This window comes from Clostridium nigeriense (assembly GCF_050585245.1).
GTDB classification, from domain to species: domain Bacteria; phylum Bacillota; class Clostridia; order Clostridiales; family Clostridiaceae; genus Clostridium; species Clostridium nigeriense_A.
In genome coordinates this window covers 1-24,162 of sequence record NZ_JBNOOF010000010.1, presented here as the reverse complement: position 1 = coordinate 24,162, position 24,162 = coordinate 1, and the positions used below count along the sequence as shown (strand labels likewise).

The 24,162-nt window shown below is 28.0% G+C and carries 20 protein-coding genes and 1 pseudogene; 19 read left to right on the top strand and 2 right to left on the bottom strand.

Going from position 1 to position 24,162, the window contains the following annotated elements:
- Positions 1–161 precede the first annotated feature (161 nt).
- The 3 genes from ACQPUY_RS14410 to ACQPUY_RS14400 are packed head-to-tail and all read left to right on the top strand — an operon-like array spanning position 162 to position 4,440.
- Complete coding sequence (locus tag ACQPUY_RS14410) at positions 162–2,027, top strand: beta-glucoside-specific PTS transporter subunit IIABC (protein ID WP_430842157.1); 1,866 nt, start codon at positions 162–164, stop codon at positions 2,025–2,027.
- Positions 2,028–2,053: 26 nt separating this feature from the next.
- Positions 2,054–3,508: a glycoside hydrolase family 1 protein gene (locus tag ACQPUY_RS14405; protein ID WP_430842155.1), complete on the top strand. Its 1,455-nt coding sequence runs from the start codon at positions 2,054–2,056 to the stop codon at positions 3,506–3,508.
- Between the two features lie 5 nt (positions 3,509–3,513).
- A complete protein-coding gene (locus ACQPUY_RS14400; protein WP_430842153.1) occupies positions 3,514–4,440 on the top strand; it encodes a 2-keto-3-deoxygluconate permease in 927 nt (308 codons plus the stop codon).
- Between the two features lie 282 nt (positions 4,441–4,722).
- On the opposite strand, the gene ACQPUY_RS14395 is transcribed toward ACQPUY_RS14400, so the two are convergent.
- Complete coding sequence (locus ACQPUY_RS14395) at positions 4,723–5,913, bottom strand: coenzyme F420-0:L-glutamate ligase (protein ID WP_430842151.1); 1,191 nt, start codon at positions 5,911–5,913, stop codon at positions 4,723–4,725.
- A gap of 118 nt (positions 5,914–6,031) precedes the next feature.
- Between ACQPUY_RS14395 and ACQPUY_RS14390 the strand changes: the two genes are divergently transcribed.
- From ACQPUY_RS14390 to ACQPUY_RS14325, 14 genes are all read left to right on the top strand, one after another.
- Positions 6,032–6,913 carry a LysR family transcriptional regulator gene (locus ACQPUY_RS14390; RefSeq protein ID WP_430842149.1) on the top strand — a complete coding sequence of 294 codons (882 nt, stop codon included), beginning with the start codon at positions 6,032–6,034 and terminating at the stop codon, positions 6,911–6,913.
- A gap of 85 nt (positions 6,914–6,998) precedes the next feature.
- Complete coding sequence (locus tag ACQPUY_RS14385; protein ID WP_430842147.1) at positions 6,999–8,669, top strand: DUF2207 family protein; 1,671 nt, start codon at positions 6,999–7,001, stop codon at positions 8,667–8,669.
- Positions 8,670–8,743: 74 nt separating this feature from the next.
- Positions 8,744–9,418 carry a pseudouridine synthase gene (locus ACQPUY_RS14380; protein ID WP_430842145.1) on the top strand — a complete coding sequence of 225 codons (675 nt, stop codon included), beginning with the start codon at positions 8,744–8,746 and terminating at the stop codon, positions 9,416–9,418.
- 433 nt (positions 9,419–9,851) lie between these two features.
- Positions 9,852–10,082 carry a hypothetical protein gene (locus tag ACQPUY_RS14375; protein ID WP_430842143.1) on the top strand — a complete coding sequence of 77 codons (231 nt, stop codon included), beginning with the start codon at positions 9,852–9,854 and terminating at the stop codon, positions 10,080–10,082.
- Between the two features lie 24 nt (positions 10,083–10,106).
- The gene (gene rfbF, locus ACQPUY_RS14370) at positions 10,107–10,871 is read left to right on the top strand and encodes a glucose-1-phosphate cytidylyltransferase (RefSeq protein WP_430842141.1); all 765 of its coding nucleotides are present in this window, start codon (positions 10,107–10,109) and stop codon (positions 10,869–10,871) included.
- Positions 10,865–11,845, top strand: coding sequence for a GDP-mannose 4,6-dehydratase (locus ACQPUY_RS14365; RefSeq protein ID WP_430842139.1), 981 nt, complete (start codon positions 10,865–10,867; stop codon positions 11,843–11,845). The genes rfbF and ACQPUY_RS14365 overlap by 7 nt, the downstream gene beginning before the upstream one ends.
- A 2-nt stretch (positions 11,846–11,847) precedes the next feature.
- On the top strand, positions 11,848–12,765 hold the full coding sequence (locus tag ACQPUY_RS14360) for a hypothetical protein (protein WP_430842137.1): 918 nt from the start codon (positions 11,848–11,850) through the stop codon (positions 12,763–12,765).
- A gap of 26 nt (positions 12,766–12,791) precedes the next feature.
- On the top strand, positions 12,792–13,970 hold the full coding sequence (locus ACQPUY_RS14355; RefSeq protein WP_430842135.1) for a glycosyltransferase family 2 protein: 1,179 nt from the start codon (positions 12,792–12,794) through the stop codon (positions 13,968–13,970).
- Between the two features lie 31 nt (positions 13,971–14,001).
- Positions 14,002–14,940: a hypothetical protein gene (locus ACQPUY_RS14350; protein WP_430842133.1), complete on the top strand. Its 939-nt coding sequence runs from the start codon at positions 14,002–14,004 to the stop codon at positions 14,938–14,940.
- A 388-nt stretch (positions 14,941–15,328) separates the two neighbouring features.
- The gene (locus tag ACQPUY_RS14345) at positions 15,329–15,802 is read left to right on the top strand and encodes a YhcH/YjgK/YiaL family protein (RefSeq protein ID WP_430842131.1); all 474 of its coding nucleotides are present in this window, start codon (positions 15,329–15,331) and stop codon (positions 15,800–15,802) included.
- A 29-nt stretch (positions 15,803–15,831) separates the two neighbouring features.
- Positions 15,832–16,827: a Gfo/Idh/MocA family protein gene (locus ACQPUY_RS14340; protein WP_430842129.1), complete on the top strand. Its 996-nt coding sequence runs from the start codon at positions 15,832–15,834 to the stop codon at positions 16,825–16,827.
- Between the two features lie 146 nt (positions 16,828–16,973).
- On the top strand, positions 16,974–18,332 hold the full coding sequence (locus ACQPUY_RS14335; RefSeq protein WP_430842127.1) for a citrate transporter: 1,359 nt from the start codon (positions 16,974–16,976) through the stop codon (positions 18,330–18,332).
- Between the two features lie 195 nt (positions 18,333–18,527).
- Positions 18,528–20,654 (top strand): hydantoinase/oxoprolinase family protein, encoded by a 2,127-nt coding sequence (locus tag ACQPUY_RS14330; RefSeq protein WP_430842125.1) that lies wholly within the window; start codon positions 18,528–18,530, stop codon positions 20,652–20,654.
- Positions 20,644–21,390 carry a hypothetical protein gene (locus ACQPUY_RS14325; protein ID WP_430842123.1) on the top strand — a complete coding sequence of 249 codons (747 nt, stop codon included), beginning with the start codon at positions 20,644–20,646 and terminating at the stop codon, positions 21,388–21,390. The genes ACQPUY_RS14330 and ACQPUY_RS14325 overlap by 11 nt, the downstream gene beginning before the upstream one ends.
- Positions 21,391–21,446: 56 nt before the next feature.
- Here the strand turns inward: ACQPUY_RS14325 and ACQPUY_RS14320 are convergent, their stop codons facing one another.
- The gene (locus tag ACQPUY_RS14320; protein WP_430842121.1) at positions 21,447–22,343 is read right to left on the bottom strand and encodes a LysR family transcriptional regulator; all 897 of its coding nucleotides are present in this window, start codon (positions 22,341–22,343) and stop codon (positions 21,447–21,449) included.
- 337 nt (positions 22,344–22,680) lie between these two features.
- Between ACQPUY_RS14320 and ACQPUY_RS14315 the strand changes: the two are divergent.
- Positions 22,681–23,160 (top strand): annotated as a pseudogene (locus tag ACQPUY_RS14315) (S4 domain-containing protein).
- Between the two features lie 28 nt (positions 23,161–23,188).
- The coding region (gene fliB / locus ACQPUY_RS14310; RefSeq protein ID WP_430842119.1) for a flagellin lysine-N-methylase at positions 23,189–24,162 on the top strand (974 nt) is incomplete at its 3' end.

The window sequence follows — 24,162 nt, the reverse complement described above, 5'->3', positions numbered from 1 at the left end:
TCGATCAGGCATGACCAAATATTAATGTGATTATTTATTATAACTATAATTACGCTAATATTTGGTCATTTTTATTTTGATTTTATAACTTATAAATCAAATGCTAGCTAGATTTAAAAGTTTTAAATATATTTATCATAAAGCAAAAGGTGGAGAGATAGATGAATAATAAAGAATTAGCTCAAAAGATTCTTGAATTAAGTGGTGGAGAAAAGAATATTAATCTTGTTACTCATTGTGCTACAAGATTAAGACTTGTTGTTAAATCAGAAGCAGAAGTGAATTTAAAAGCAATAGATACTTTAGAAGGTGTTTTAAAAGCACAACATAGTGGTGGACAATTACAAGTTGTAATTGGGGCTAAGGTTAATAAAGTATATGGAGAATTTATACAACTTGGTAATTTCTCAAACAATGATGGAGAAGATATGCCAAAGGTTAAGAAAAATCCTTTTAATGTATTTATAGAAACTATAGCAGGAATATTTACACCTATACTTCCTGCACTTGTTGGATGTGGGATGATGAAATGTTTATCATCATTAATGACTACAACAGGTATGGTAGATCCATCAATGGGGTTTATTACAATATTCAATATGATAGCTGACTGTGTATTTTATTTTATGCCATTCTTCTTAGCTGTTAGTGCTGCAAGAAAATTCAAAACTAATGAATATTTAGCAGTTGCTTTAGCAGGATGTTTACTTCATCCGACAATTTTAGATGCAGCAGGTAAGATTGCTCAAACTGGTGTTGATAGGATAAGTTTTTTAGGATTACCTATTTTATTAGTTAAGTACACTTCTACGGTAATTCCAATAATATTATCAGTATGGCTATTAAGTTATGTTTATAGATTTGTTGAAAAGATAGTTCCAGATATGCTTAAGGTATTAATTGTCCCAATGATTACTTTATTAATTATGGTTCCAGTTCAATTGATTGCAATAGGACCATTTGGTTCATATGTAGGTACATGGATTGCAGAAGGATTAGATATATTATTTGCAAAAAGTGGAATAGTTGCAGGAGCTTTATTAGGATTCTTTAGACCGATACTTGTTATGTTTGGTATGCACTATTCAATAATGCCAATGCAAGTTCAACAAGTTGCAGATACAGGATTTACTGTATTAACAGCAAGTGCTTTAGCTGCTAATATTGCACAAGGTGGTGCAGCCTTTGCTGTATTCTTAAAGACTAGAAATAAAACTATGAAGGCAGCAGCAGGATCAAGTTCATTAACAGCTGTATTTGGAATTACAGAACCTGCTATTTACGGAGTTACTTTAAGATATAAAAAACCTTTCTTTGCTGGGTGTTTAGCAGCAGGTTTAGTAAGCGGATTTTATGGTATGGTTAATGCAAAGGCAAATGCTATCGCTATTCCAGGAATTTTATCTCTTACAACATTTAGTGCAAATAAATATATTTATATAATAATTGGTGTAGTAGCAGCTTTTGTTTTAGGATGTGTATTTACTCTTATTGCTGGAGTTGATGATTCTGTAATGGGTGAAGATAAGAAGGAAGATAAGAAGGAAGATAAAAAAGAAAACGTGATTTCTTGTGAAAGTATTATGGTAAAAAGCCCAGTAGAAGGAACAGTTAAAGATTTAGCTGAAGTTAATGATACTGTATTTTCTGATGGATTAATGGGAAAAGGAATTGCAATTGAACCCAAGGTAGGTAAGGTAATAGCTCCATTTGATGGAGTAGTTGAAGCGATTTTTAATACAAATCATGCTATTGGTTTAAAATCTAACGATGGTGTAGAAGTATTAATTCACATTGGATTAGATACTGTAAACTTAGAAGGTAAATATTTTAAGAGTCATATAACTAAAGGACAAAGAATAAAGGCAGGAGACTTATTAGTTGAATTTGATATAGATGGAATTAAAAAAGAAGGATATGATGTTATAACCCCATTTATAATTACAAATTCTGATAAATTTAATGATGTTATAGCTGTAAAAAATGGTGAAGTAACAAATAATGATGATTTATTAAACTTAGTATAAATAAGTAGCGAAAGAGGTAGATTTATATGAATAAAGGATTTCCAAAGAACTTTTTATGGGGAGGTGCCTTATCAGCTTGTCAAGCTGAGGGTGCCTACAATGTAGATGGTAAGACACTTACTATTCCAGAAGTAATGCCATTTAATCCTAAAAACGATAGAAAAGTAACTAAGCAACTTAAAATTACAAGAGAAATGATAGAAGAAGCTAAAAATGATCCAGATACAATAAAATATCCAAAGAGAAGAGGTATAGATTTTTATCATACATATAAGGAAGATATGGCTCTATTTAAAGAAATGGGATTTAAGGTATTTAGATATTCAATTTCTTGGGCACGTTTATTCCCAAATGGGGATGACAGAGAACCAAATGAATTAGGATTAAAATTCTATGATAGTATCATAGATGAATGCTTAAAAAATGGTATGGAACCATTAATAACAATATCACACTTTGATTTTCCAATAGTTCTAGTTGAGAAGTTTGGTGGATGGTATAACAGAGAATTAATCGATTTATACCTAAGATATTGCGAGGTAATATTCAATAGATATAAAGGAAAAGTAAAGTATTGGGTAACATTTAATGAAATAAATATGAGTATTAAAGCAGGTCCTAAAACTATGGGTGTAATAGATGAAGGGCAAGAAAACTATGAAGAAATGTTATTCCAAGCTCTTCATCATCAATTTGTTGCAGCTGCAAAGGCTACAAAGCTTGCTCATGAAATAGATAAAGAAAATAAGATAGGTAGCATGGTAGCATACTTTACTACTTATCCTTATACATGCAAGCCAGAAGATGCTTTAGCAATGCAAAAGGATGACCAAATGAAGAATCTATTCTATTTAGATATTTTAAATGGTGGTAAGTACCCATATTATTCAAAGAAATATTTTGAGGAACATAATATTAATTTAGATATAAAAGATGGAGATTTAGAAGTTATTAAGGAAAATACAGCTGACTTTGTAGGAATGTCATACTATAACTCTATGATATCTAGTAATGATGGAGATCAATTAGAGCTTACTGCGGGTAATGTTCATAGTGTTTATAAAAATCCACATCTTGATGCAAATGAATGGGGATGGCAAATTGACCCAATAGGATTAAGATATACATTAAATCATGTATATGATAGATTTGGATTACCTGTATTTATACTTGAAAATAGTTCAGGATTTTTTGATACATTAACAGAGGATAATAAAGTACATGACCCATATAGAGTTGATTTTTTACGTAAACATATTGAACAATTAAAGCTTGCTATTGAAGATGGAGTAGAAGTTATTGGTTATACAATGTGGGGACCAATTGACATGATTTCATCAGGAACATCAGAAATGTCAAAACGTTATGGGTTTATATATGTAGATCAAGATGATTATGGTAATGGAACAATGAAACGTTACAAGAAAGATTCATTTTATTGGTATAAGAATGTTATAGATACTAATGGAGAAGAGCTTTAATATTTATGAAAATACTAAATAGTATTAAGAAAGTACCAGGGGGACTTCTTATAGTCCCTATGATACTTTCTGCAATAATAAATACTTTTTTCCCTGAGATTTTTCAAATAGGGAATCCAACAACAGCACTTTTTACTAATAAAAGTACTATGGTTTTAGTAGGACTAATGCTATTTGCCTCTGGAACACAATTCAATTTAAAAAAGACAGTTTACGTTATTAAAAGAGCAGGTATATTATGTGTTGGAAAGTTATTAATGTCATATATTAGTGGATTATTAGTAATAAAATTCTTTGGAATAGAAGGAGTATTTGGAATATCAGCAGTTGCTATTATCGCTACAATTACAAGCTGTAACCCTGGATTATATTTAGCTTTAGTTAATGATTATGGAGATGAAATAGATGGTGCAGCTTTTGGATTTTTAAATCTAATAGTGGTACCTGCAGTTCCACTAATGATTTTAAGTTCGGCAAGTGGACAAGGAATAGATTTAAAAATAATAATGGCTAACCTTTTTCCATTTTTATTAGGAATGGTATTAGGAAATTTAGATAGTGATTTTAAGAAGTTATATGCACCAGCTACAGTAATACTTTTACCTTTTATGGGAATATGCTTTGGGAGTAGTATAAACTTTATAGTAGCCTTAAAAGCAGGAATATCAGGAATAATTCTTACAGTAATATTCTATTTAACAAGTCTTTTACCGCTAGTATTAATAGATAGAAAAGTTATAAAGAGACCTGGTTATGCAGCTATTGCAATGTCATCTGTAGCAGGATTATCTATTTCAGTACCATCATTAGCCGCTGAAATTAGTAATGTGTATACTCCTTTTATGGATGTTGCAATGTCTCAGATAGCATTAGCATCAATAATAACAAGTATAATAACCCCAATGATAATTAAATATGGAATAAAGAAATAAAAAATATACAGATATCTTTCCTTTTAGGTATCTGTTATTTTTTAGTTACTGGTAATGAAATAGAAAATAATAAATATGCTAAATGTAATTTATGTTATAAAAATATATAAATGAAAGGTACTTAAATGGCATTTTTCAGATAAAATATAAAAAATATTACTGGAATTTTAAATTTCCAGTAATATTAAAATAATAAAAATAACAATTATACAAAATTAGTTACTTTCTCGATATTGGCAATTAACAGAATTTTAATTTATTAATTGTAGCTAGTTTGAATTATTACTTTGTATAGTTATCGAAGTAACCTTGGATGAAGATTATAGGTGTTCCTTTATCTCCACTTCCTGATGTTAAGTCTGATAATGATCCTATAAGGTCAGTAAGTCTTCTTGGAGTAGTACCTTGAGATTCCATAGCTCCAACTAAATCTGACTCCTTATTTTTAATATATTCTGATATTGCATTCTTAAGATCTTCACCTTTTAAATCAGCAAAGTTATTATCTGCAAGATATTTTAATTTTATTTCATTTGGAGTACCATTTAAACCTGATGTATAAGCTGGTGAAACAACTGGATCAGCAAGTTCCCAAATCTTACCCACTGGATCTTTGAAAGCTCCATCTCCATAAATCATAACTTCAACATCTTTTCCTGTCTTTTCTTTAAGAATAGCTTGTATATTATCAACTACTGGTTGACAGTTACGAGGAAAAAGTTTAACAGTTTCTTCTGTTGATTTATTTGAACCTAATAATCCATAGGCTTCATTATATCCACTTCCATCTATAGATTCACTTAATATATTATCAAGGCTGTAAATTTTTTCTCCGCCATTTGCTTTTAAAATTTTCTTAGTTCTAAATCTTGTATGAATGTCACAAGTAAGAACATTCTTTGTATAATTTAATATAGTTTTAGGATTGTTTGAGAATATTACTTCACATTCAACACCATATTCTTCTATTAAAGATTTATAGTAATCAATATAGTCAACACCTGTGAAAGTATGTTTATTATATCCAAATAGATTACGGAATTCTTGTTCTGTTAAAACATCTGTCCAAGGATTAACTCCCTTATCATCTAACATATCTAAATCAACTAAGTGATTTCCAACTTCATCAGATGGATAGCTTAACATTAGTACTATTTTCTTAGCTCCCTTTGCTATACCACGAAGGCATATTGCAAAACGGTTACGACTTAAGATTGGGAATATTACACCAATAGTATCGTCACCAAACTTAGCTTTAACATCTGTAGCAATATTATCTATAGAAGCATAATTTCCTTGAGCACGTGCAACTATTGATTCAGTTACAGTAATTATATCTTTATCATTTATAGTAAAGCCTTCAGCTTCTGAAGCCTTAAGTACGCTTTCTACAACGATATCCTCAATTTTATCACCTTCTTTAATGATTGGGCAACGAAGTCCTCTAACAACTGTACCAACAACTCTTTCCAAAACAATCTCTCCTAACAATTTAAAATTCATTTTAAATATTTCATACTCTTGTAATATACATCAATTAATGATATAAGTAAAATAAATAGAATCAATATATGATATAAGGAGTGCTTATATGATAACTAAATTAGATTTATATAGAGTATTTTGTCAGGTAGCAAAAAGTAAAAGTTTTTCAAAGGCATCAAAGGAACTTTACATGACACAGCCAGCAGTTAGTCAGGCTATAATGCAATTAGAAAGAGAGTTAGATATTAGGCTTTTTAATAGAGCACCAAAAGGGGTATCATTAACTACTGAAGGAAATCTTTTATTTGAATATGTAAATTCAGCAATTAATTTAATAAATGTAGGAGAAGAAAAAATATTGGAATTTAAAGATTTAACTGTAGGAGAGTTAAAGATTGGAGTAGGAGATACTATATCTAAGTACTTTTTGCTTCCATATTTAGAAATATTCCATAATAAATATCCTAATCTTAAATTTAAAATTATAAATGGAACTACTTTAGAGCTTTGTGCATTAATTAAATCAGGAGAAATTGATATTTCAATTTGTAATCTTCCAATTAATGATCCTTCATTAGAAGTAATACCTTGTAGAGAAGTTAGAGATATTTTTGTTTGTGGTGAGAAGTATAAAGATTTAGCAAAAGAAAAAATTTCATTAGAAGAAATAGTGAAATATCCTTTAATATTTCTAGAACCTAATTCAAATTCAAGAAAGTATGTAGAGAAATTCATGCTATCTAAAGGGATAAAAATATCTCCAGAGTTTGAACTTGGATCCTTTGATTTATTATTAGAATTTGCAAAGATAAACCTAGGTATTGCCTGTGTAGTAAAAGAATTCTCAGAAGATTATTTAGAAAAGGGATTATTGTATGAGGTTAATATTTTAGAGGAAATTCCAAGCAGAAGTATTGGTGTTTGTCATTTAAAGAGTGTTCCACTTTCATTAGCCTCTACAAAGTTTGTTGAGATATTGGAAAGTTAAGCTTAGTTTCTATAAATATAGAAACTTTATAAAATAATTTCTTTCGGAGTAGAATATAAATTTAGTAAAGGGAGTGAGAAAAAAGATGAAAAAAGTATGGGTAATTTTTCTAATGATATTTATTTTAATGGCACCTCAAAGTGTATATGCAGATAATAAAGAATATTTTGTTGATAAATTAAATATTGAGGCACAGATTCTTAATAATGGAGATGTAGTTGTAAATGAAATAATTGAATATAGATTTAATGGTGATTTTAATGGGATTTATAGAAATTTAAATTTAGAAGGAGCAGATACCTATTTAGTAAATGGAATTTCAATTATCGATAATACAGGGAATACTATAGAGGCTACAGAAGAGTATAATGATGAAAATAATACATACCAGATAAATGAAGATTATAATACAACTCAGATTAAGATTTTTAGTAAAAGTAGTAATGAAAGCAAAAAGTTTAATTTAAATTATACTATAAAAGGTGCAGCTAAAAAGTACACTGATTATTCTAAGTTATATTGGAATTTTTATGATGTTGAAAATATAGCTTCGGTTAAAGAAGGTACACTTAAAATTTCATTAAAAGATGAAAATCTTGATATTAATAACCTAACTTATGATATTTATGGTGATGGTGATATTACAGCAAGTAATACAGAAAAATCTATAATTATTAACTTTAAAGATTTAACAAACTTAATAGGTATAAATATGAATTTCCAAAAAGATTATTTATCAATGTCAGAAGAAATAGTAATTGATGATTATGATGAAAATTATAATTTTGGTGATGTAGATTATTACGACAATAAAGGAAATGATGAAGGGTTTGGAATTCTAGCATTATTTATTTTTATAGGAGCAGGTGGAGGTATTTTGCTTTTTGCTTTAAATAAAAGTAAATTTCAAAAGGAGCTTGATGAGTATAGATCAAAATATATATTTAGTAATGAAGAGTTTGTTATGGAGCCACCATCAGAGATGCCACCTGGATTAGTGAACTTATTAATAGATGAGAAAAAAGTATCTAATGACATGTTAATTTCAACATTATTCTATTTAGCTAATAAGGGCTATTATACAATAGAAGAAAAAAATAATAAATCTAAGAAAAAGAAGAAAGATTTAGTTTTTACTAGAATAAATTATAGCAAAACTCCAGAATATAGTCATTTGCAATATATATTAGATTGGTTTGAAGAGTATGAAGTTAATGGTAGCTTCTCTATGAAGCAAATAAAGAATCAAGTTTCATCTAAAAGAAATGCAAATAAATTTATAAATAATTTAGAAAAATGGATTTCTAAAGTAAAAGAAGATGGAGAGGAAATAGGGTTTTATATAAAAATAAGAAATAAGAATGTACTTGAAAATAATTGGTATAATGAAAAGAAAAAATGGATCAGTTACAAGAATTACTTGAAAAATATGTACAAAACTAATAATATTGATGAGAATTCATTAAGTGATTTAACAATAATTTATGCATTAGCTTTAGAAATAAATGAGAATGATTTAAAAGAGATTGTTAATTTAATTATAGATAGAGCAAGCTTAAATATGGAGTCATTCAATGATTTTCACTATATGTATATAAATGATTATTTTTTCTATATAGCAATGTTTAATAGCATTACTAATCAAGCATATGACACAGTAAATCCACCTAACTCAACAATAGACAGTAATAGTACTAATTTCTTTAGCGGTAATGATTTTTCAGGAGGAGGCGGAGGTGGATCAGGAGCCTTTTAATAAATTTAAATGAAAAATTATAAAATAAAAAATATGCATAAGATAATTTTAATAAATAGAAAGGACATTTTGTTTTGAGAATAAATAAACTATTAAGCAACTATGGATATTGCTCAAGAAAAGAAGTAAGTAGATTAATTGAAGATAAAAGAATAATGGTTAATGGAAAACTGTGTGAGCAAGGCCAGTGGGTTGAAGAATGTGATGATATAGTATTAGATGGAGAAAAGGTTCAGAAAAAGGAAAAGGTATATATAGTATTAAATAAGCCTAGAGGAATACTTTGTACTTCATCGAGAGAAACAAAAGATAATATAATTGATTTTTTAAATTATAAGGATTATGTTTTCCCTGTTGGACGATTAGATAAAGATTCAGAGGGTCTAATATTAATGACTAATGATGGAGACTTTGCAAATAAAATATTATCTTCAGAAAGCTATCATGAAAAGGAGTATACAGTAACTTTAGATAAAGATTTTGATGATGAGTTTATTTATAAAATGTCAAGGGGCGTTAATATACTAGGAACAGTTACAAGACCTTGCAAGTTAACAAGAATAAACAATAATACATTTACTATAATTTTAACTCAAGGGCTAAACAGGCAAATAAGAAGAATGTGCAAAACTTTTGGATATAATGTTATAAAGTTAGAACGAATAAGAATAGTAAATATACTTTCTAATGGAATAGAAGTTGGTAAGTGGAGATATTTAACTAAAGAGGAAATATTGGCTATAGATTAATACACTTTTTAATATTTATATTAGAACTGCTTATGTATGTTATACTTCGCTTTCACAATGAAATCCACGAAAATCTAAATATTAGATTTTCGTGGATTTTTTACTCTTTAGGAAATTATAAAGATGTTACCCCGTGAATAACTTTTTTATAATTTTCTTCCTTCAGCTTTGAAGTGCTTCTATTAATTTTGCGATGACTTGGAGCTTGCGACGGAATAAGCAAAATTATATAGAAGTACTTTTTTATATAGAGATCTAATCATTCTGTTAACTTAATTTGGATATCTAATTTATTATTGTATACCAATATAGACTAAATAAATGTGTTATCAGAGAAATATCTATATTTAGTGAGATATAAAAATAAGTAGCACAATAAAATTTTGTGAATAATATATATATTATGAAAACTGATGAGGGATAGGGAATTAAAATGAAAGTAAAGATGTTTAAAGGCACAAATATACAAAATTTAGAATGTGAAATTAATGAGTTTATGAAAGATAAATGTATTATAAAAATAAGTCATGAGATAGTAACTTCTAAGATATATGACAGGTGTATAAATATTTTGGTATTTATAATTTTATACGATGAATACAATCATGGCGGATATTTAGATCTTGATTCAATAGTAGATTTGAAAAATAACAAAACTAATTAAAAGATAAATAACGGAGGGCAAAAGATGAAAGTTGTTATACTTGCTGGAGGCAAAGGAATTAGAATGAGTCAGTTAACAATGAATATACCTAAGCCTTTATGTGAGGTTGGGAATATGCCAATAGTATGGCACATAATGAAAATATATAGTCATTATGGATTTAATGATTTTATGTTTTTATTAGGCTATAAGGGTGAAAAAATAAAAGAATATTTTATAGATTTTTCATGGAAAACTAGAAATTTTCTTTTAGATATGAAAAGTGGAGATATTAATATAGATTCTGAACCAGAGCCATGGAGGATAAACTTCATTGATACAGGTATTGAAACTATGACAGGTGGAAGATTAAAAAGGGCTCAAAAGTATATTGGAAATGAAAGGTTTATGTTAACTTATGGAGATGGACTAGCAGACATAAATATAGATGAATTATTAAAATTTCATAAAGAACAAGGCAAAATAGCCACAGTTACAGGAATATATAAGAAAAGTCAATATGGAATTTTAACTATAGAAGATGGATTAGCTAAATCTTTTGACGAAAAGAAGAGTACTGATGGAATAATCAATGGCGGATTTTTTGTTTTTGAACCAGAAATATTTAACTATTTGGATGATGATACAACATGCGTTTTAGAACAAAATCCATTAAAAAAATTAGTTAAAGATAATGAATTGGCAGTATATATTCATAATGGTTTTTGGACTGCTATGGACACTTTAAATGATATAAATAATGTTAATAAAATTTGGAACGAAGGAAAAGGAGTATGGAAAATATGGTAAATAAGTTTTGGAATAATAAAAATGTTTTTGTAACTGGTGGTACTGGATTTTTAGGAAGTTATTTAGTTAAAAAATTAGTAAACTATGGGGCTAATGTAACTATATTAGTAAGAGATTATATACCACAATCAAATATATATATTGGAGAAGAATATAAGAAGGTTAATGTTGTACACGGTGTCTTAGAAGATTATTTATTAATAGAAAGAGCACTTGGAGAATATGAGATAGATACAGTATTTCATTTAGCAGCTCAGGCTATTGTTGGAGTTGCAAATAGAAACCCATTAGGAACTTTTAAATCTAATATAGAAGGGACTTGGAATATACTTGAGGCAGCAAGAAAAAGTCCATTGATTAAGCAAGTGATAGTAGCATCTAGTGATAAAGCTTATGGAGACCAAGAAAAACTTCCATATGATGAAAATATGCCGCTTCAAGGAAAGCACCCTTATGATGTTTCAAAAAGTTGTGCAGATTTAATTGCTCAAACTTATTACGAGACTTACAAGCTACCAGTATGTATTACAAGATGTGGAAATCTTTATGGTGGTGGAGATTTAAATTTCAATAGAATTATTCCACAAAGTATTCAATCTATATTAAACAAAGAAGCTCCTGTAATAAGAAGTGACGGAAGCTTTATTCGTGATTATTTTTATATAGAAGATGCAGTAGATGCATATATTAATTTAGCAGAAAAACTTGTTGCTCTCAACTTAGGGGGACAATCTTTTAATTTTAGTAATGAAATACAATTAACAGTTTTAGAATTAGTTGATAAAATATTGAAAATTATGGGTAGTGATATAAAGCCTCTAATATTAAATCAAGGAAGTAATGAGATAATACATCAATATTTATCAGCAAAGAAAGCAAGAACTGTATTAGGATGGAGTCCAAATTATACAATTGATGAGGGGCTAAGTAAAACTATAGAATGGTATAAAAATTTCCTTAAAAAGGAGATATAAAAATGCAAAATAGTGTTTTTTCTATGGTAGTATCAAAGACTAGATTAATTCAAGCAATTGCATGTTTTCTATCCTTATATAAAACTATGGATGACTTTAAAATATATATTCTTTGTGTAGATGAAAAAAGCTATGAATTTCTTAAAAAAATAAATTTAGATAGGATAGTTTTAGTAACAATTGATGAATTAAATAGAAAAGATTTGCTAGAAATCAAAGCTTCGAGAAAATTAAATCAATATTGTTGGACATTAAAACCTGCTTTTATTAAGTATATCTTTACTTTAGATGATTCAATTGAAAGAGTAACTTATATAGATTCAGATTTATTCTTTTATCAAAATCCTAATTTAATATTTGAAAATCAACCAGATGCTTCTGTCTTACTATCTAGTGGAGAAATATTTTTGCCTATGGCTTCGAAAGATATTAATCAAACTGTACAATCTCTAACTGGAAATTTTAACTCGGGGTTCATTAGCTTTAAAAAAGACATCGACGGATTAGCTTGTGTTAATTGGTGGGATAAAATGTGTATAGAAAGTTGTACTTCAAATCCTAAAGATAATAAATTTGGAGATCAAAAATATCTTGATGACATGCCATTTCTATTTAACAATGTTTACGAAATAACCACTCCAGGAATAAATATTGGACATTGGAATTATTTAAAATATAAGTTTACAGTTTTAAATGATACTATAGTGGTGAATAATAACAAATTAATATTTTATCACTTTAGTGGCTTTAGAATAATTAGTAAATATGATATTAGGCAGGTTCATGAAGAAAATAGAGTAAATATCCCATTTATTTATCAAATATACAGAAGAGCATTGGAAAAAATTATTGATGATGTTGAAAAGATAGATCCAGAGTTTAAGGAATATTTTACGGTAGCAGCTATTGATGATAATTAGAAAAGATTAAAAGGGGAAGAGACGAAATGAAAGCAAGTGTTATAATACCAGCATATAATTCTAAAGAGCGATTATACTATAATCTTATATCCTTAAATAATCAAGATTGTGGCTTCAACATTTTTGAAGTTATTGTAGTGGATAATGGATCTAATGATAATACTCTAGAAATGTTAGAAAATTTTAAAGCTAAATTTAACTTTAAATTTGTTAGACTTGAAGAAAATAGAGGAATAGCTCGTGGAAGAAATGAAGGAATAAGAAGAGCAGTTGGTGATATTCTAATATTTCATGATAGTGACATGATAGCAAGCAGAGATTTTATAACTAGGCATTTAAAAAATCATGAAGAAAAAAATATAGTTGTATGTGGAATTCTGTGGAAAAGGATTTTTACTTTTTATTACAAAGAATTAAAATTAAGCATTGAGAATTATTTAGATAAAACAGTGAGTAAGCCAGATGAAAATTTTAATCTGATAGATAAATACCCATTAATAGATGTTGAATCAATAATTGATGGAAGTTATTTAAATAAATCTTTTGACTTAGATGCAGAATTTATACGAGGGCTAAAAGAGATATTGAAAAATCACAATGACGAATTAAAAGACTATCTTCTGCCCTGGAGATTTTTTTTAACTAATAATGCTTCTGCAGAAAGAAACAGAGTTATAGAAGTAGGAATGTTTGATGAAAATATAGTTGGATATGGATTTGAAGATTATGACTTAGGAATAAGGCTATATAAATCTGGTAGCAAATTTATATTTGATAATAATATATTAAGTGTTCACCAAGAACATCCTACAAATAATAATATATTTGAAACCCGTGAAAATATAAATTATATATGTAAAAAATACAATAATAATTATTTTATAGATGTAATATTAGTTTGTACCTATGGTATAACATCAATTAATGATTATGATTTTAATGAATTAACTAAAGATATAAATAATATGATAGCTGTAAGCTATTTCATGCCTCTTTTAGATATATTTTTAGAATTACTTCAGACATGTAGACGACGCTACGTTATAGAAGGTGTTACGGATATAAATAAAGTTATGCCAACTATAGATATAGATGTAAACAAATTAATTATGGAAGTTAAAATTTTAAGAGATATATTTGGAATTAAATATTTTACAGAAGCCATGTTAGCCTTAATAAAAGACATTTATAATGTTTATTATTAAATTTTAAAATGTACTGAAGAGGAGGATAACAATGAGCAAATATCATTTATCAATGATTTTATCAGAATCAAATTTATTTAAATTAATACCAATGTATGTTTCTTTAGAAAACTCTTGCAGTGATTTTAAGTTATTTATTCTATGTATGGATGACTCTGTTTATAATATATTAAACAAAATAAGTTTTAAAAACATCATTTTAGTAAAACTTAAGGATATAGAAGAAAATAATTATGATTTAGAAATAGCTAAGTCTAATAGAATATTTCATGAATATTGTTGGACACTAAAGCCTATTTTTTTATATTATATTGTTAATAAATATGACAATGCAGAATATTATGCACATGTAGATGCAGATTTATTCTTTTTTTCTGACTTAGATTATATTTTCAATGAGAATCCTGAGGCATCAATTTTTCTTATAGATCATAGAAACTCAGAAGAATTTAAGCACTATTATGAATTAAGCGGATTATATAATACAGGATTTGTGGGATTCAAAAATAATAATGAAGCAAAAGCTGCAGTAAAACTTTGGGGGGATAGGTGCTTAAAAAAGTGTACTATTGAATATGATACAGTTAATAAAACTTTTGGAGACCAAAGGTATGTAGAAGACTGGCCTAATATATTTAAAAATGTTCATATAGTAAAATCTATTGGAGCAAATGCTGCATTGTGGAATATAAAAAATTATAAAGTTTCAAAAAAGAATAATGTAGTGTATTTAGATGATTCACCTTTATTATTTTACCATTTCTCTGGTCTAACCATATTAGGAAGAAGAGAATTTGACTTATGTCCTTATTATCACATAGAGGATGAGAATTTAATAAATTATATATATGACCCTTATGTTAGATGGTTATCACAATCAATAGAAAATTTAATTAAAGAATTTCCATGGTTTAATGCAGGATTTGTTGATAAGAAGGATATTGTAAATTTGCATAACTATAAAATATAATTTTAATAAAAAAATATAGTACTATAAATTAGACAAAAAACAACTATCGCTAAGGGGATTTAATACCCTATTGTGATAGTTTTTTTCTTTAAGAAAATAAATAAGTTAAATAAAAAAATGTCATTAACACTTTTCATAGTGTAGATAGAAAAATATTCTTAACCGTTGAAAACTCTATAATAATGATAAAACAATAACAAAGGGATTAATTTGATTCTATAATTATATTCAAAAAAGGAATAATAATATTCCTAAAATGAATTGAATATATATAATATTCTATGTAAGATAGCAGATGTAAAGCTTGTAAAAATTTTATTTGGATTTGTAGAAAAAATAACAATTAAAACACAGGTTGATTTATATGTAAATTTCAGGGAGGTATAAAATGATTTTCGGAAATATAAAGTGTAATGAAAATATATCAAGTTACCCAAAAGCTATTCAAAAAGCTATTAATTATCTTAAAGAAAATGATTTAGTAGCTATGGAACCGGGAAGATATGAGCTAGATGGCGATAATATGATCTTACAAGTATTAGATGTAGAAACTACTGAAAGATGTAATTTGCGTCCAGAAGTACATGAAACATATATCGATGTTCAATTCTTAGCAAAAGGTAAGGAAAAAATAGGTTGTTATCCAGATATGGGAGACAATGAAATAGATGAAAATCTTTTAGAAACTAGAGATCTTATATTCTATAAGAATAATAAGAATGCAAGAGAAACTCATTTAGAAATGGAAGAAGGTTCTTATGCAGTATTCTATCCACATGATGTTCACATCCCAGCAATAATCAAGGATGAAGCAATGACAATAAGAAAGATAGTTATAAAGGTTAAAGTTTCTACATTATAAAATTAAATTTATATAAAGGAGAAATTAAAATGGAAAAGTTTGACAAAGTAGTATGGGGTATGGTTGGTTGCGGAGTCGTAACTGAAAAGAAAAGTGGACCAGGCTTATACAAATCAGAAAACTCAGAATTAAAGGCAGTATTTGACTTAGATTATGATAGAGCATGTGATTATGCTAAGAGACATGGAGTACCAGTTGTTTATAAGACTGTAGAGGAAATGCTTGCAGATCCAGAAATAAATGCAGTATATCTCCCAACACCTCCAAAGTTCCATAAAGATTATTCAATGAAGTGCTTAGAAGCAGGTAAGATTCCTTACACTGAAAAGCCAATGGCTTTAACTTATGGGGAATGTTTAGAAATGATTGCAAAATCAGAGGAAGTTAACCTACCAATATACGTAGCATTCTACAGAAGAGGTATGGATAAGTACAGAAAAATAAAAGAAATAATAGAGAGTGGGGCATTAGGAAAAATCAACTTTGTTCACTTAAGACAATTTATGAAAGTTGAAGATATTGATTTAGATAGAGAGAACTTACCATGGAGATTGAAACCAGAAGCTGCAGGCGGTGGTAAGTTTGTAGATATGGTTGCTCACGTTTTAGATATAGTTGAGTACTTATTTGGAAAAATTGAAAATGTAAGTGGTATGGCTGAAAACTACGGTGGATACTATGATGTTGAAGATACAGTAAATGCAATCTTCAAAACTGAAAGTGGAGTTATGGGTAACGGAATATGGTGTTACGTTGCAGACCATGATGAAGAAGAAATGTTAATAGTAGGTGACAAGGGTAGAATAAGCACTACAGGATTATTCTATGGACCAATTAAGGTTATAATTGATGGACAAGAAGAAGTTATTGACTATCAAGAGCCAGAACATGTAGCTCAACCATATATTCAAACTATAGTTAACGAGTTAATTGGAAAAGAGAAATCTCCAGCTGACTTAGAAAGTGCAGCACACGTTATAAAAGTAATGGATGAAATATTAGAAGAGTATAGAAAAAGATATTAATTAAATTTTAGTAAATTGCATTGTTAATATTGGACTAAGATCTTATTATTAATAAAGGCAGTATTAGCAATGCAAAACTAAAAATTTTCAACAATATTGTTAATTAATAAATTAACGAACTAATGAAAAGTTAAGGAGAAACTAAGATGAGTATTGAATTTATTATCGGTATTTTACTATTAATATCATTTGCAGGTTTAGTTGTATATGCTGTTAAGGGTGGAAACTTAATGACAGGTATCTTAATTATGGCAGTGATTTGGACAGTATTACCTCTTATAGGAAATGCATTTGTTACAAATCCAGATTTTATAGCCCAAAATAGTAATATAGTGGGTATAGGTGTAGTTGATGCCCTTAAACATGTATTCCAAGGAGGTCCTGAAGGATGGGGTGGAGTTTTAGTTAACTTCATATTTGGAGCATGGTTTGGTAGAATAATGCTAGAAACAGGTATAGCATCTACTATGATTAAAAAGACAGTTGAATTTGGTGGAGATAAGCCAATTGTTACTTCAACTCTTTTAGCTATAGTTACAACAGCAGTATTTTCAAGTATGTTTGGAGCTGGGGCAGTTGTTGCTATAGGAGTAATTGTACTTCCAATATTATTATCATTAGGTGTTCCTAAGGTTACAGCAATTATATCATTTTTATTATCAATTGGAGCTGGTTTATATATAAATCCAGTTATATTTAACCAATATCAAGCATTTTATTTAGGGCCAAATGGGGAACAAGCCTACTTCTATGATTCTACATATTTAAAATGGGGATTTGTAGCTTTAGGAGTTCAATTATTAGTAGCTATATTAGTTCCTATGATAGCTTTAAAAAAGAAAAAGAGAGTTCATGCATGGGCAGCTCAAGCTCCTACTAATGAAGAAGTTAAGTCAGCACCAACTATTGCATTAATAACTCCATTTATACCAGTTGTATTAGCAATAGGATTTAACATACCAGTAATTGTTGGATTCTTAGTAGCAAGTTTCTTTGCTTTGGCAGTATGCGGAAAGTTAACTTCATACAAAGCTTCAACTGAAGTATTTAGTAAGACGTTTTATGATGGTGCAATTGATACTGCTCCATTAGTTGGATTTATGCTTATGATACCAATGTTTAATAAAGCAGCTGAATTATGTGTACCATACTTCAATGCAGTATTAGGTGGAATAATACCAAATAGCCCAATAGTAATTTGTATTGTTTTTGCAATACTTGCACCACTTGGAATGTTCAGAGGACCATTTACATTAGCTGGATGTGGAGCTGCTACATTAGGAATATTAAAGAGTGTTGGATTCTCAAACCTATTATTATTCCCATTAATGTATGCGCCGACAGTAACAATGAATATATCAAGTTGTATAACTCAATCATGGATAGTTTGGGGACTTGGATATACAAAAGTAGATACAAAAGATTTCTTAAAGAGAAGTATACCACTAGGATGGATAATCTGTGCTATATTAAGTATAGTAACATTCATTATGTTTGGTATGTAAGATAAAATTTCTAATTTCCGTCTTATCACTGTGTAGGGCGGAAATTATTTTTTACATACTTATACTGGAGACTATGATATAATCTAAAAACTTAGTGGTATAAGAGTATATACATTAATATAAAGAGTTTTTATATTGGAATAATATAAAAAAGCATTTCTTAGTTATATATTAAGTAGAAAAAGAGGTGTCTTCGTGAAGAGCAATGTAGTTAGAATAGGAATTGATGTTGGAGGAACACATACCAAAGCAGTTGCTATTGATAATAATACACATAAAATTATAGGAAAGTATTCAGTAAAAACTACTCATGATGATAAATTTGGTGTAGCTACAGGTGTAATAAATGCATTTAACGGCTGCCTAGATACTAATAATATAAAACCAGAAGATGTTATTTTTGTTGCTCATAGTACAACACAAGCAACTAATGCATTATTAGAAGGGGATGTAGCTCATGTTGGAATTATAGGAATTGTAGATAGAGGAATAGAAGGCTATTTAGCTAAAAAGCAAGTTCAATTAAAGGATATAGATTTAGGTACAGGACGAGTCATAAGAATATCTAATGTAATTATAAATAAAAGAGATTTAACTATTACTAATATAGAAGAAAAAATTAATGAATTGAAAAATTTAGGAGCACAAGTACTTGTTGTATCTAGAGCTTTTGGTGTAGATGATATGAGTGATGAATTAATGGTGGCAGAAGTAGCAAAAGAAATGGGAATACCTATAACAGTAGCTTCTGATATTACAAAGCTTTATGGACTTACAATAAGAACAAAAACAGGTGCTATTAATGCAAGTATATTACCTAAGATGTTAGAAGTTGCTAATAGTACAGAAAAGTCTGTTAGAAATGCAGGGATAACAGTTCCACTTATGATAATGCGTGGAGATGGTGGAGCTATGGATATTGAAGAAATGAAGAAAAGGCCAGTTCTTACAATGCTATCAGGACCTGCAGCTAGTGTTATGGGATCATTAATGTATCTTCGCGTATCTAATGGAATTTACTTTGAAGTTGGAGGAACATCAACTAATATTGGAGTAATTAAAAATGGAAGACCTGCTATAGATTATTCTGTAGTAGATGAACATAAAACTTATATTTCATCTATTGATGTTAGGGTTTTAGGTGTTGCTGGTGGAAGTATGATTAGAGGAAATAAAAATAGTGTAATAGATGTAGGCCCAAGAAGTGCTCATATTGCAGGAATGAATTATTCAGTATTTACAGAAGAAGAGGAAATAGTAGAACCTGAAATAGAGTTTTTCTCTCCTAGGGAAGGAGATCCTAAAGATTATATTGCAATAAAATTAAAAAATGGTAAGAGAATTACTATAACTAACACATGTGCGGCAAATCTATTAGGATTAGTAAAACCAGATGAGTTTTCCTATGGGAATGTAAATTCTGCAAGAAAAGCAATGCAGGTTGTTGCTGATTATATGGGAACTACACCTGAAGATGTAGCAGCTCAAATATTAGAAAAATCTTTTAGAAAAATACAACCTGTAATTATGGAACTAGCTGAAAAGTATAAATTAGATAAAAGTCAAATTTCACTTATTGGTGTAGGTGGTGGAGCTTCATCACTTATAGGATATTGTGCTAATAAAATGGATATTAATTATAATATACCTGGAAATGCAGAAGTTATTTCATCTATAGGTGTAGCACTTTCTATGATAAGAGAATCTGTTGAAAGAGTTATACCTAATCCAACACCACAAGATGTTAAGAATATTAGAAATGAAGTTATGAATAGGGTAATAGAAAATGGAGCAGACCCATCAACTGTAGATATACATATTGAAATCGATAGTATTACATCTAAGCTTATTGCAATTGCAACTGGCTCTGCAGAAGTTAAATCAACAGATTTACTAAAAGAATGCACTGAAGAAGAAGCTAAGGAATTAGCTGCAAAAGATATGCACCTAGAACTAAATAAAGTAAAATTAGAAGAAAAATCTAATCATTTTTATGTTTTTAATGGTGATGTAAAAGGAAAAGAGACAATTCGTATTTTAAATAAAAAAGGGTTTATTAAAGTACAAAGAAATGGTGGAAGTGTAATAAAGGTAAAGGCAAAAGACTATAAGGAAGCTGTTAAAAATATATATGATAAACTTACTGTATTTAAAGCAGATAGTGTGTTAAGACCAGATTTCTATTTATGTGTAGGTCCTAGAGTAATGGATTTTGATTCAGGGACTGAACTTAAGCAAAACTTAATGCTAATGGATGTAATAGTTCAAGATGTACAAGAAGATGATGATATATTAGTTATAGGAGTTAAAAATGAAATATAATGATAATTTTGCACAAAAATTTATGAAATCTTTTATAGGTAAAAAAGAAGAAGAAAAAAATGAAGTTAAGATACCACATATAAAAGTAATGTTGAAAGATTTAATTAAAGTTTGTGATGAAGATTGGGGAATGTATGCATTTCGTAGGGAACCATTAAGGGGTAAGTTTAGTAAGGATGAAAAAATAGAATTAATAAAAAAGGCTAATGAATGTGGTAGAGAATATGCAAGGAAAATAAGAGAGGAATATGGAAGTGGAGATATATATGAACTTGCTAAGAAATTAGGAATAGATGTAGATTATCCACAAAGACCTAATGGAGGAGGACATATTATATTTGCTCAGTTTGTAAATCCTAATAAGGTAACCGTATTTAAAGATAGTGTTGATAAAGCTGTAGATTTAATAGAAAAAGAAAATTTAAAGGATTTATTTTTAAATGTAAATATTGAAGAAATATTATTAGCCCATGAGATTTTTCATTATATAGAAGAACATAATGGAGAAGAATTATTTACACAAAGAGAGAAGATTAGATTATGGAAATTTGGACCTTTAAAAAATGATTCTAACATAGTATGTTTAGGTGAAATAGCAGGAATGGCATTTGCAAAGGAGTTATTACAATTAACCTATTCTCCATATATTTTAGATTCATTTTTAGTATATCTATATCATCCTAAGGTTGCATTTGATTTATATAATGAAATAATTAACATAAATAATAGAAATTAATTTTTATCCTAATATAAGAAGCAATAGTAAAATATTGCTTCTTATATTAATATATCTTATTTTTTTAACTTAGTATTATTTATAATAAATTCTTTAAAAGTATTAAATTCATTAGACTTAGTAGAGTCTATATTTGTAACTAAAGCTAAATTTGAGCTTATTGGTGTTTTAAGTGGATGAATAGATATATTAGGGTTGTTAAAAGGTTTTAATACATTATTTACTATCAATGTTATTCCAAGACCTTCTGAGACTAAGCCTAAGATAGTTTCTATTTTGTTTATATTATGTACTGCATTTGGAGCAAAACCTAGTTTGCCACATTCCTTAATGCAAATATCATAAACTCCTGATTTAGCACAAATGATAAATTTTTCATCCTTTAGATCAGCAAAAGAAATATATTTTTTCTTTGTAAATGGGTGAGTGTTAGATGTAACTACAACTAATTCATCCTCTGCTAAAGTAGTTACATCAAAGGAATCCCTAGATAAGTTAAAATCTCTAATAATTGCATAATCTATTTCACCTTTTATAAGCATATTTAATATAACATCATTTTCATCCTCAAAAATACTAATATCTATATTTGGATATTTATTTTTAAAAGATGCTATTGTTGATGTTAATCCATATTGTGTTAATACAGCTATAGTACCTAATTTGAAATCTAATTTTTTTGACATAGAGTGCCTTTTCATGCCTTGGATAATGTTATTATACTCTTCTAAAAACTTTTCAGCATATTTATAAAAGTCTTCACCAGCAGCTGTCAATTTAGTAACCCTAGAAGATCTGTCAAATAATATTGTATTAAGTTCGTTTTCTAATGCTTTTATTTGTTTTGATAGAGATGATTGTGAAACACATAATTCTTGAGCAGCTAGGGAAAATCCATTGAATTTTTTTATTGCAAGGAAATATTGTACTTGTTCTATAGTAATAATAATCACCTCATTTCTAAAATGCAAAATACATTATAATATGATAATACAAAATGTATATATCGTAAATAATTAAAAATATGGCAATAGCTTTATATTCCTATGGTATCTTTTATACTTTTTCATAATGGACAAATTAAGTCTAACTAAGTATTATTTTACTTAGTTAGACTTAATGTGTCTACTGAATTATACTAACTTAAGAAATATAGCCTTAAATATGTTATTATAATTAGGTAATTTCATTAATTTATACTAGAATTTACTATATTAAATTCAAATGAAAAATTATGAAATAAAAAAATATAGATAAGATAATTTTCGTAAATAGGAAGGATAATTAGCTTTGAGAATAAATAAACTATTAAGCAACTATGGATATTGCTCAAGAAAAGAAGTAAGTAGATTAATTGAAGAGAAAAGAATAATGGTTAATGAAAGACTCTGTGAGCAAGGACAGTGGGTTGAAGAAAGTGATGATATATTATTAGATGGAGAAAAGATTAAGAAAAAGGAAAAGATATATATAGCCTTGAATAAGCCTAGAGGAATAGTTTGTACTTCATCAAGAGAAATAAAAGATAATATAATTGATTTTTTAAACTATGAGGAATATGTTTTTTCAGTTGGATGATTAGATAATAATACATTCAATATAATTTTAACTCAAGGATTAAACAGGCAAATAAGAAGAATGTGCAAAACTTTAGGATATAATGTTATTAAATTAGAACGAATAAGGATAGTAAACATACTTTCTAAGGGAATAGAACCAGGAAAGTGGAGAGAATTAACTAAAGAAGAAATAGCAAAATTAAATCCATAAAGACTAAATTTGAAGTTGGAGTTATTATATGAACAAAATAGAAAATATCTTAAAGATAAAAGGATATCATAAATTTAAGTGTACAGCAGATAAATGCAAGTTCACTTGTTGTAAGGGTTGGGATATTAATGTAGATACTAATACTTATAATAAATGGAGAGAAAAAGATAATCTTAATTATCTTTTAGATAATGTAAGGCTTATAAAAAGTCATGGGGAAAATACATATTTAATTAAGAAAGAAACAAAGGGAGAGTGTCCTTTATTAACTAATGAAGGTTTATGTAATATAGTTATAGATCATGGAGATGAATACTTATCTTTAACTTGTAAGAACTTCCCTAGAATAGAAAATAATTTTGATTATGTAAAAGAGCTTACTTTATCTTGTTCTTGTCCCGAGGTAGTTAACATAATTAGTAATATGAAAGAAAAAGTTTATATAGATTCTAATGACTCACTATCTTATATTGAAGATTTAGGATGTTTAAAAATAAGGGAGAGTCTAGTTAAGATATTTCAAAAAGAAGATATAAGCATAGAAAATAAACTTATTCTTTCTTATGATATGCTTTTTAATATGCTAGAAAGTGATGATTTAGATTATGAAAATTTAATAGAGTTTTTAGATAATTATAAATCCGAAAAATATATAAAAGAAGAATTAAATAAATACAAAGACTATGTAAATAAAGATACTATAGAAAATTTAAAAGAAATAAATTCATTGTTTATAGATATAATAGAAAACTATAGAAATGTTCCTATTTTTAAAGAAGTTCTAAAGGATATTTATAAATTTGCTGAAGAAATTAATATAGAAAAGCTTTTTAATAATTGGAAAGACCTTAAGAATTTATTTAAAGAATATGATAACTTAATTGAAAACTGTATTGTATCAAAAGTTTTAAGTAGTTGTGTTAGCGATGATTTAGAAGAGATGATTATTTCATTTGAAATGATTATATTGGAATACTTATTAATAAGACATGCTGTATTTTT

Excerpts from the sequence above, each read along its gene's own strand:
- ACQPUY_RS14340 (WP_430842129.1), top strand. The coding sequence starts at position 15,832 with ATGGAAAAGTTTGACAAAGTAGTATGGGGTATGGTTGGTTGCGGAGTC.
- ACQPUY_RS14405 (WP_430842155.1), top strand. The coding sequence starts at position 2,054 with ATGAATAAAGGATTTCCAAAGAACTTTTTATGGGGAGGTGCCTTATCA.
- ACQPUY_RS14390 (WP_430842149.1), top strand. The coding sequence starts at position 6,032 with ATGATAACTAAATTAGATTTATATAGAGTATTTTGTCAGGTAGCAAAA.
- rfbF (WP_430842141.1), top strand. The coding sequence starts at position 10,107 with ATGAAAGTTGTTATACTTGCTGGAGGCAAAGGAATTAGAATGAGTCAG.
- ACQPUY_RS14400 (WP_430842153.1), top strand. The coding sequence starts at position 3,514 with ATGAAAATACTAAATAGTATTAAGAAAGTACCAGGGGGACTTCTTATA.
- ACQPUY_RS14345 (WP_430842131.1), top strand. The coding sequence starts at position 15,329 with ATGATTTTCGGAAATATAAAGTGTAATGAAAATATATCAAGTTACCCA.
- ACQPUY_RS14375 (WP_430842143.1), top strand. The coding sequence starts at position 9,852 with ATGAAAGTAAAGATGTTTAAAGGCACAAATATACAAAATTTAGAATGT.
- ACQPUY_RS14335 (WP_430842127.1), top strand. The coding sequence starts at position 16,974 with ATGAGTATTGAATTTATTATCGGTATTTTACTATTAATATCATTTGCA.
- ACQPUY_RS14325 (WP_430842123.1), top strand. The coding sequence starts at position 20,644 with ATGAAATATAATGATAATTTTGCACAAAAATTTATGAAATCTTTTATA.
- ACQPUY_RS14365 (WP_430842139.1), top strand. The coding sequence starts at position 10,865 with ATGGTAAATAAGTTTTGGAATAATAAAAATGTTTTTGTAACTGGTGGT.
- ACQPUY_RS14350 (WP_430842133.1), top strand. The coding sequence starts at position 14,002 with ATGAGCAAATATCATTTATCAATGATTTTATCAGAATCAAATTTATTT.
- ACQPUY_RS14360 (WP_430842137.1), top strand. The coding sequence starts at position 11,848 with ATGCAAAATAGTGTTTTTTCTATGGTAGTATCAAAGACTAGATTAATT.
- ACQPUY_RS14385 (WP_430842147.1), top strand. The coding sequence starts at position 6,999 with ATGAAAAAAGTATGGGTAATTTTTCTAATGATATTTATTTTAATGGCA.
- ACQPUY_RS14410 (WP_430842157.1), top strand. The coding sequence starts at position 162 with ATGAATAATAAAGAATTAGCTCAAAAGATTCTTGAATTAAGTGGTGGA.
- ACQPUY_RS14355 (WP_430842135.1), top strand. The coding sequence starts at position 12,792 with ATGAAAGCAAGTGTTATAATACCAGCATATAATTCTAAAGAGCGATTA.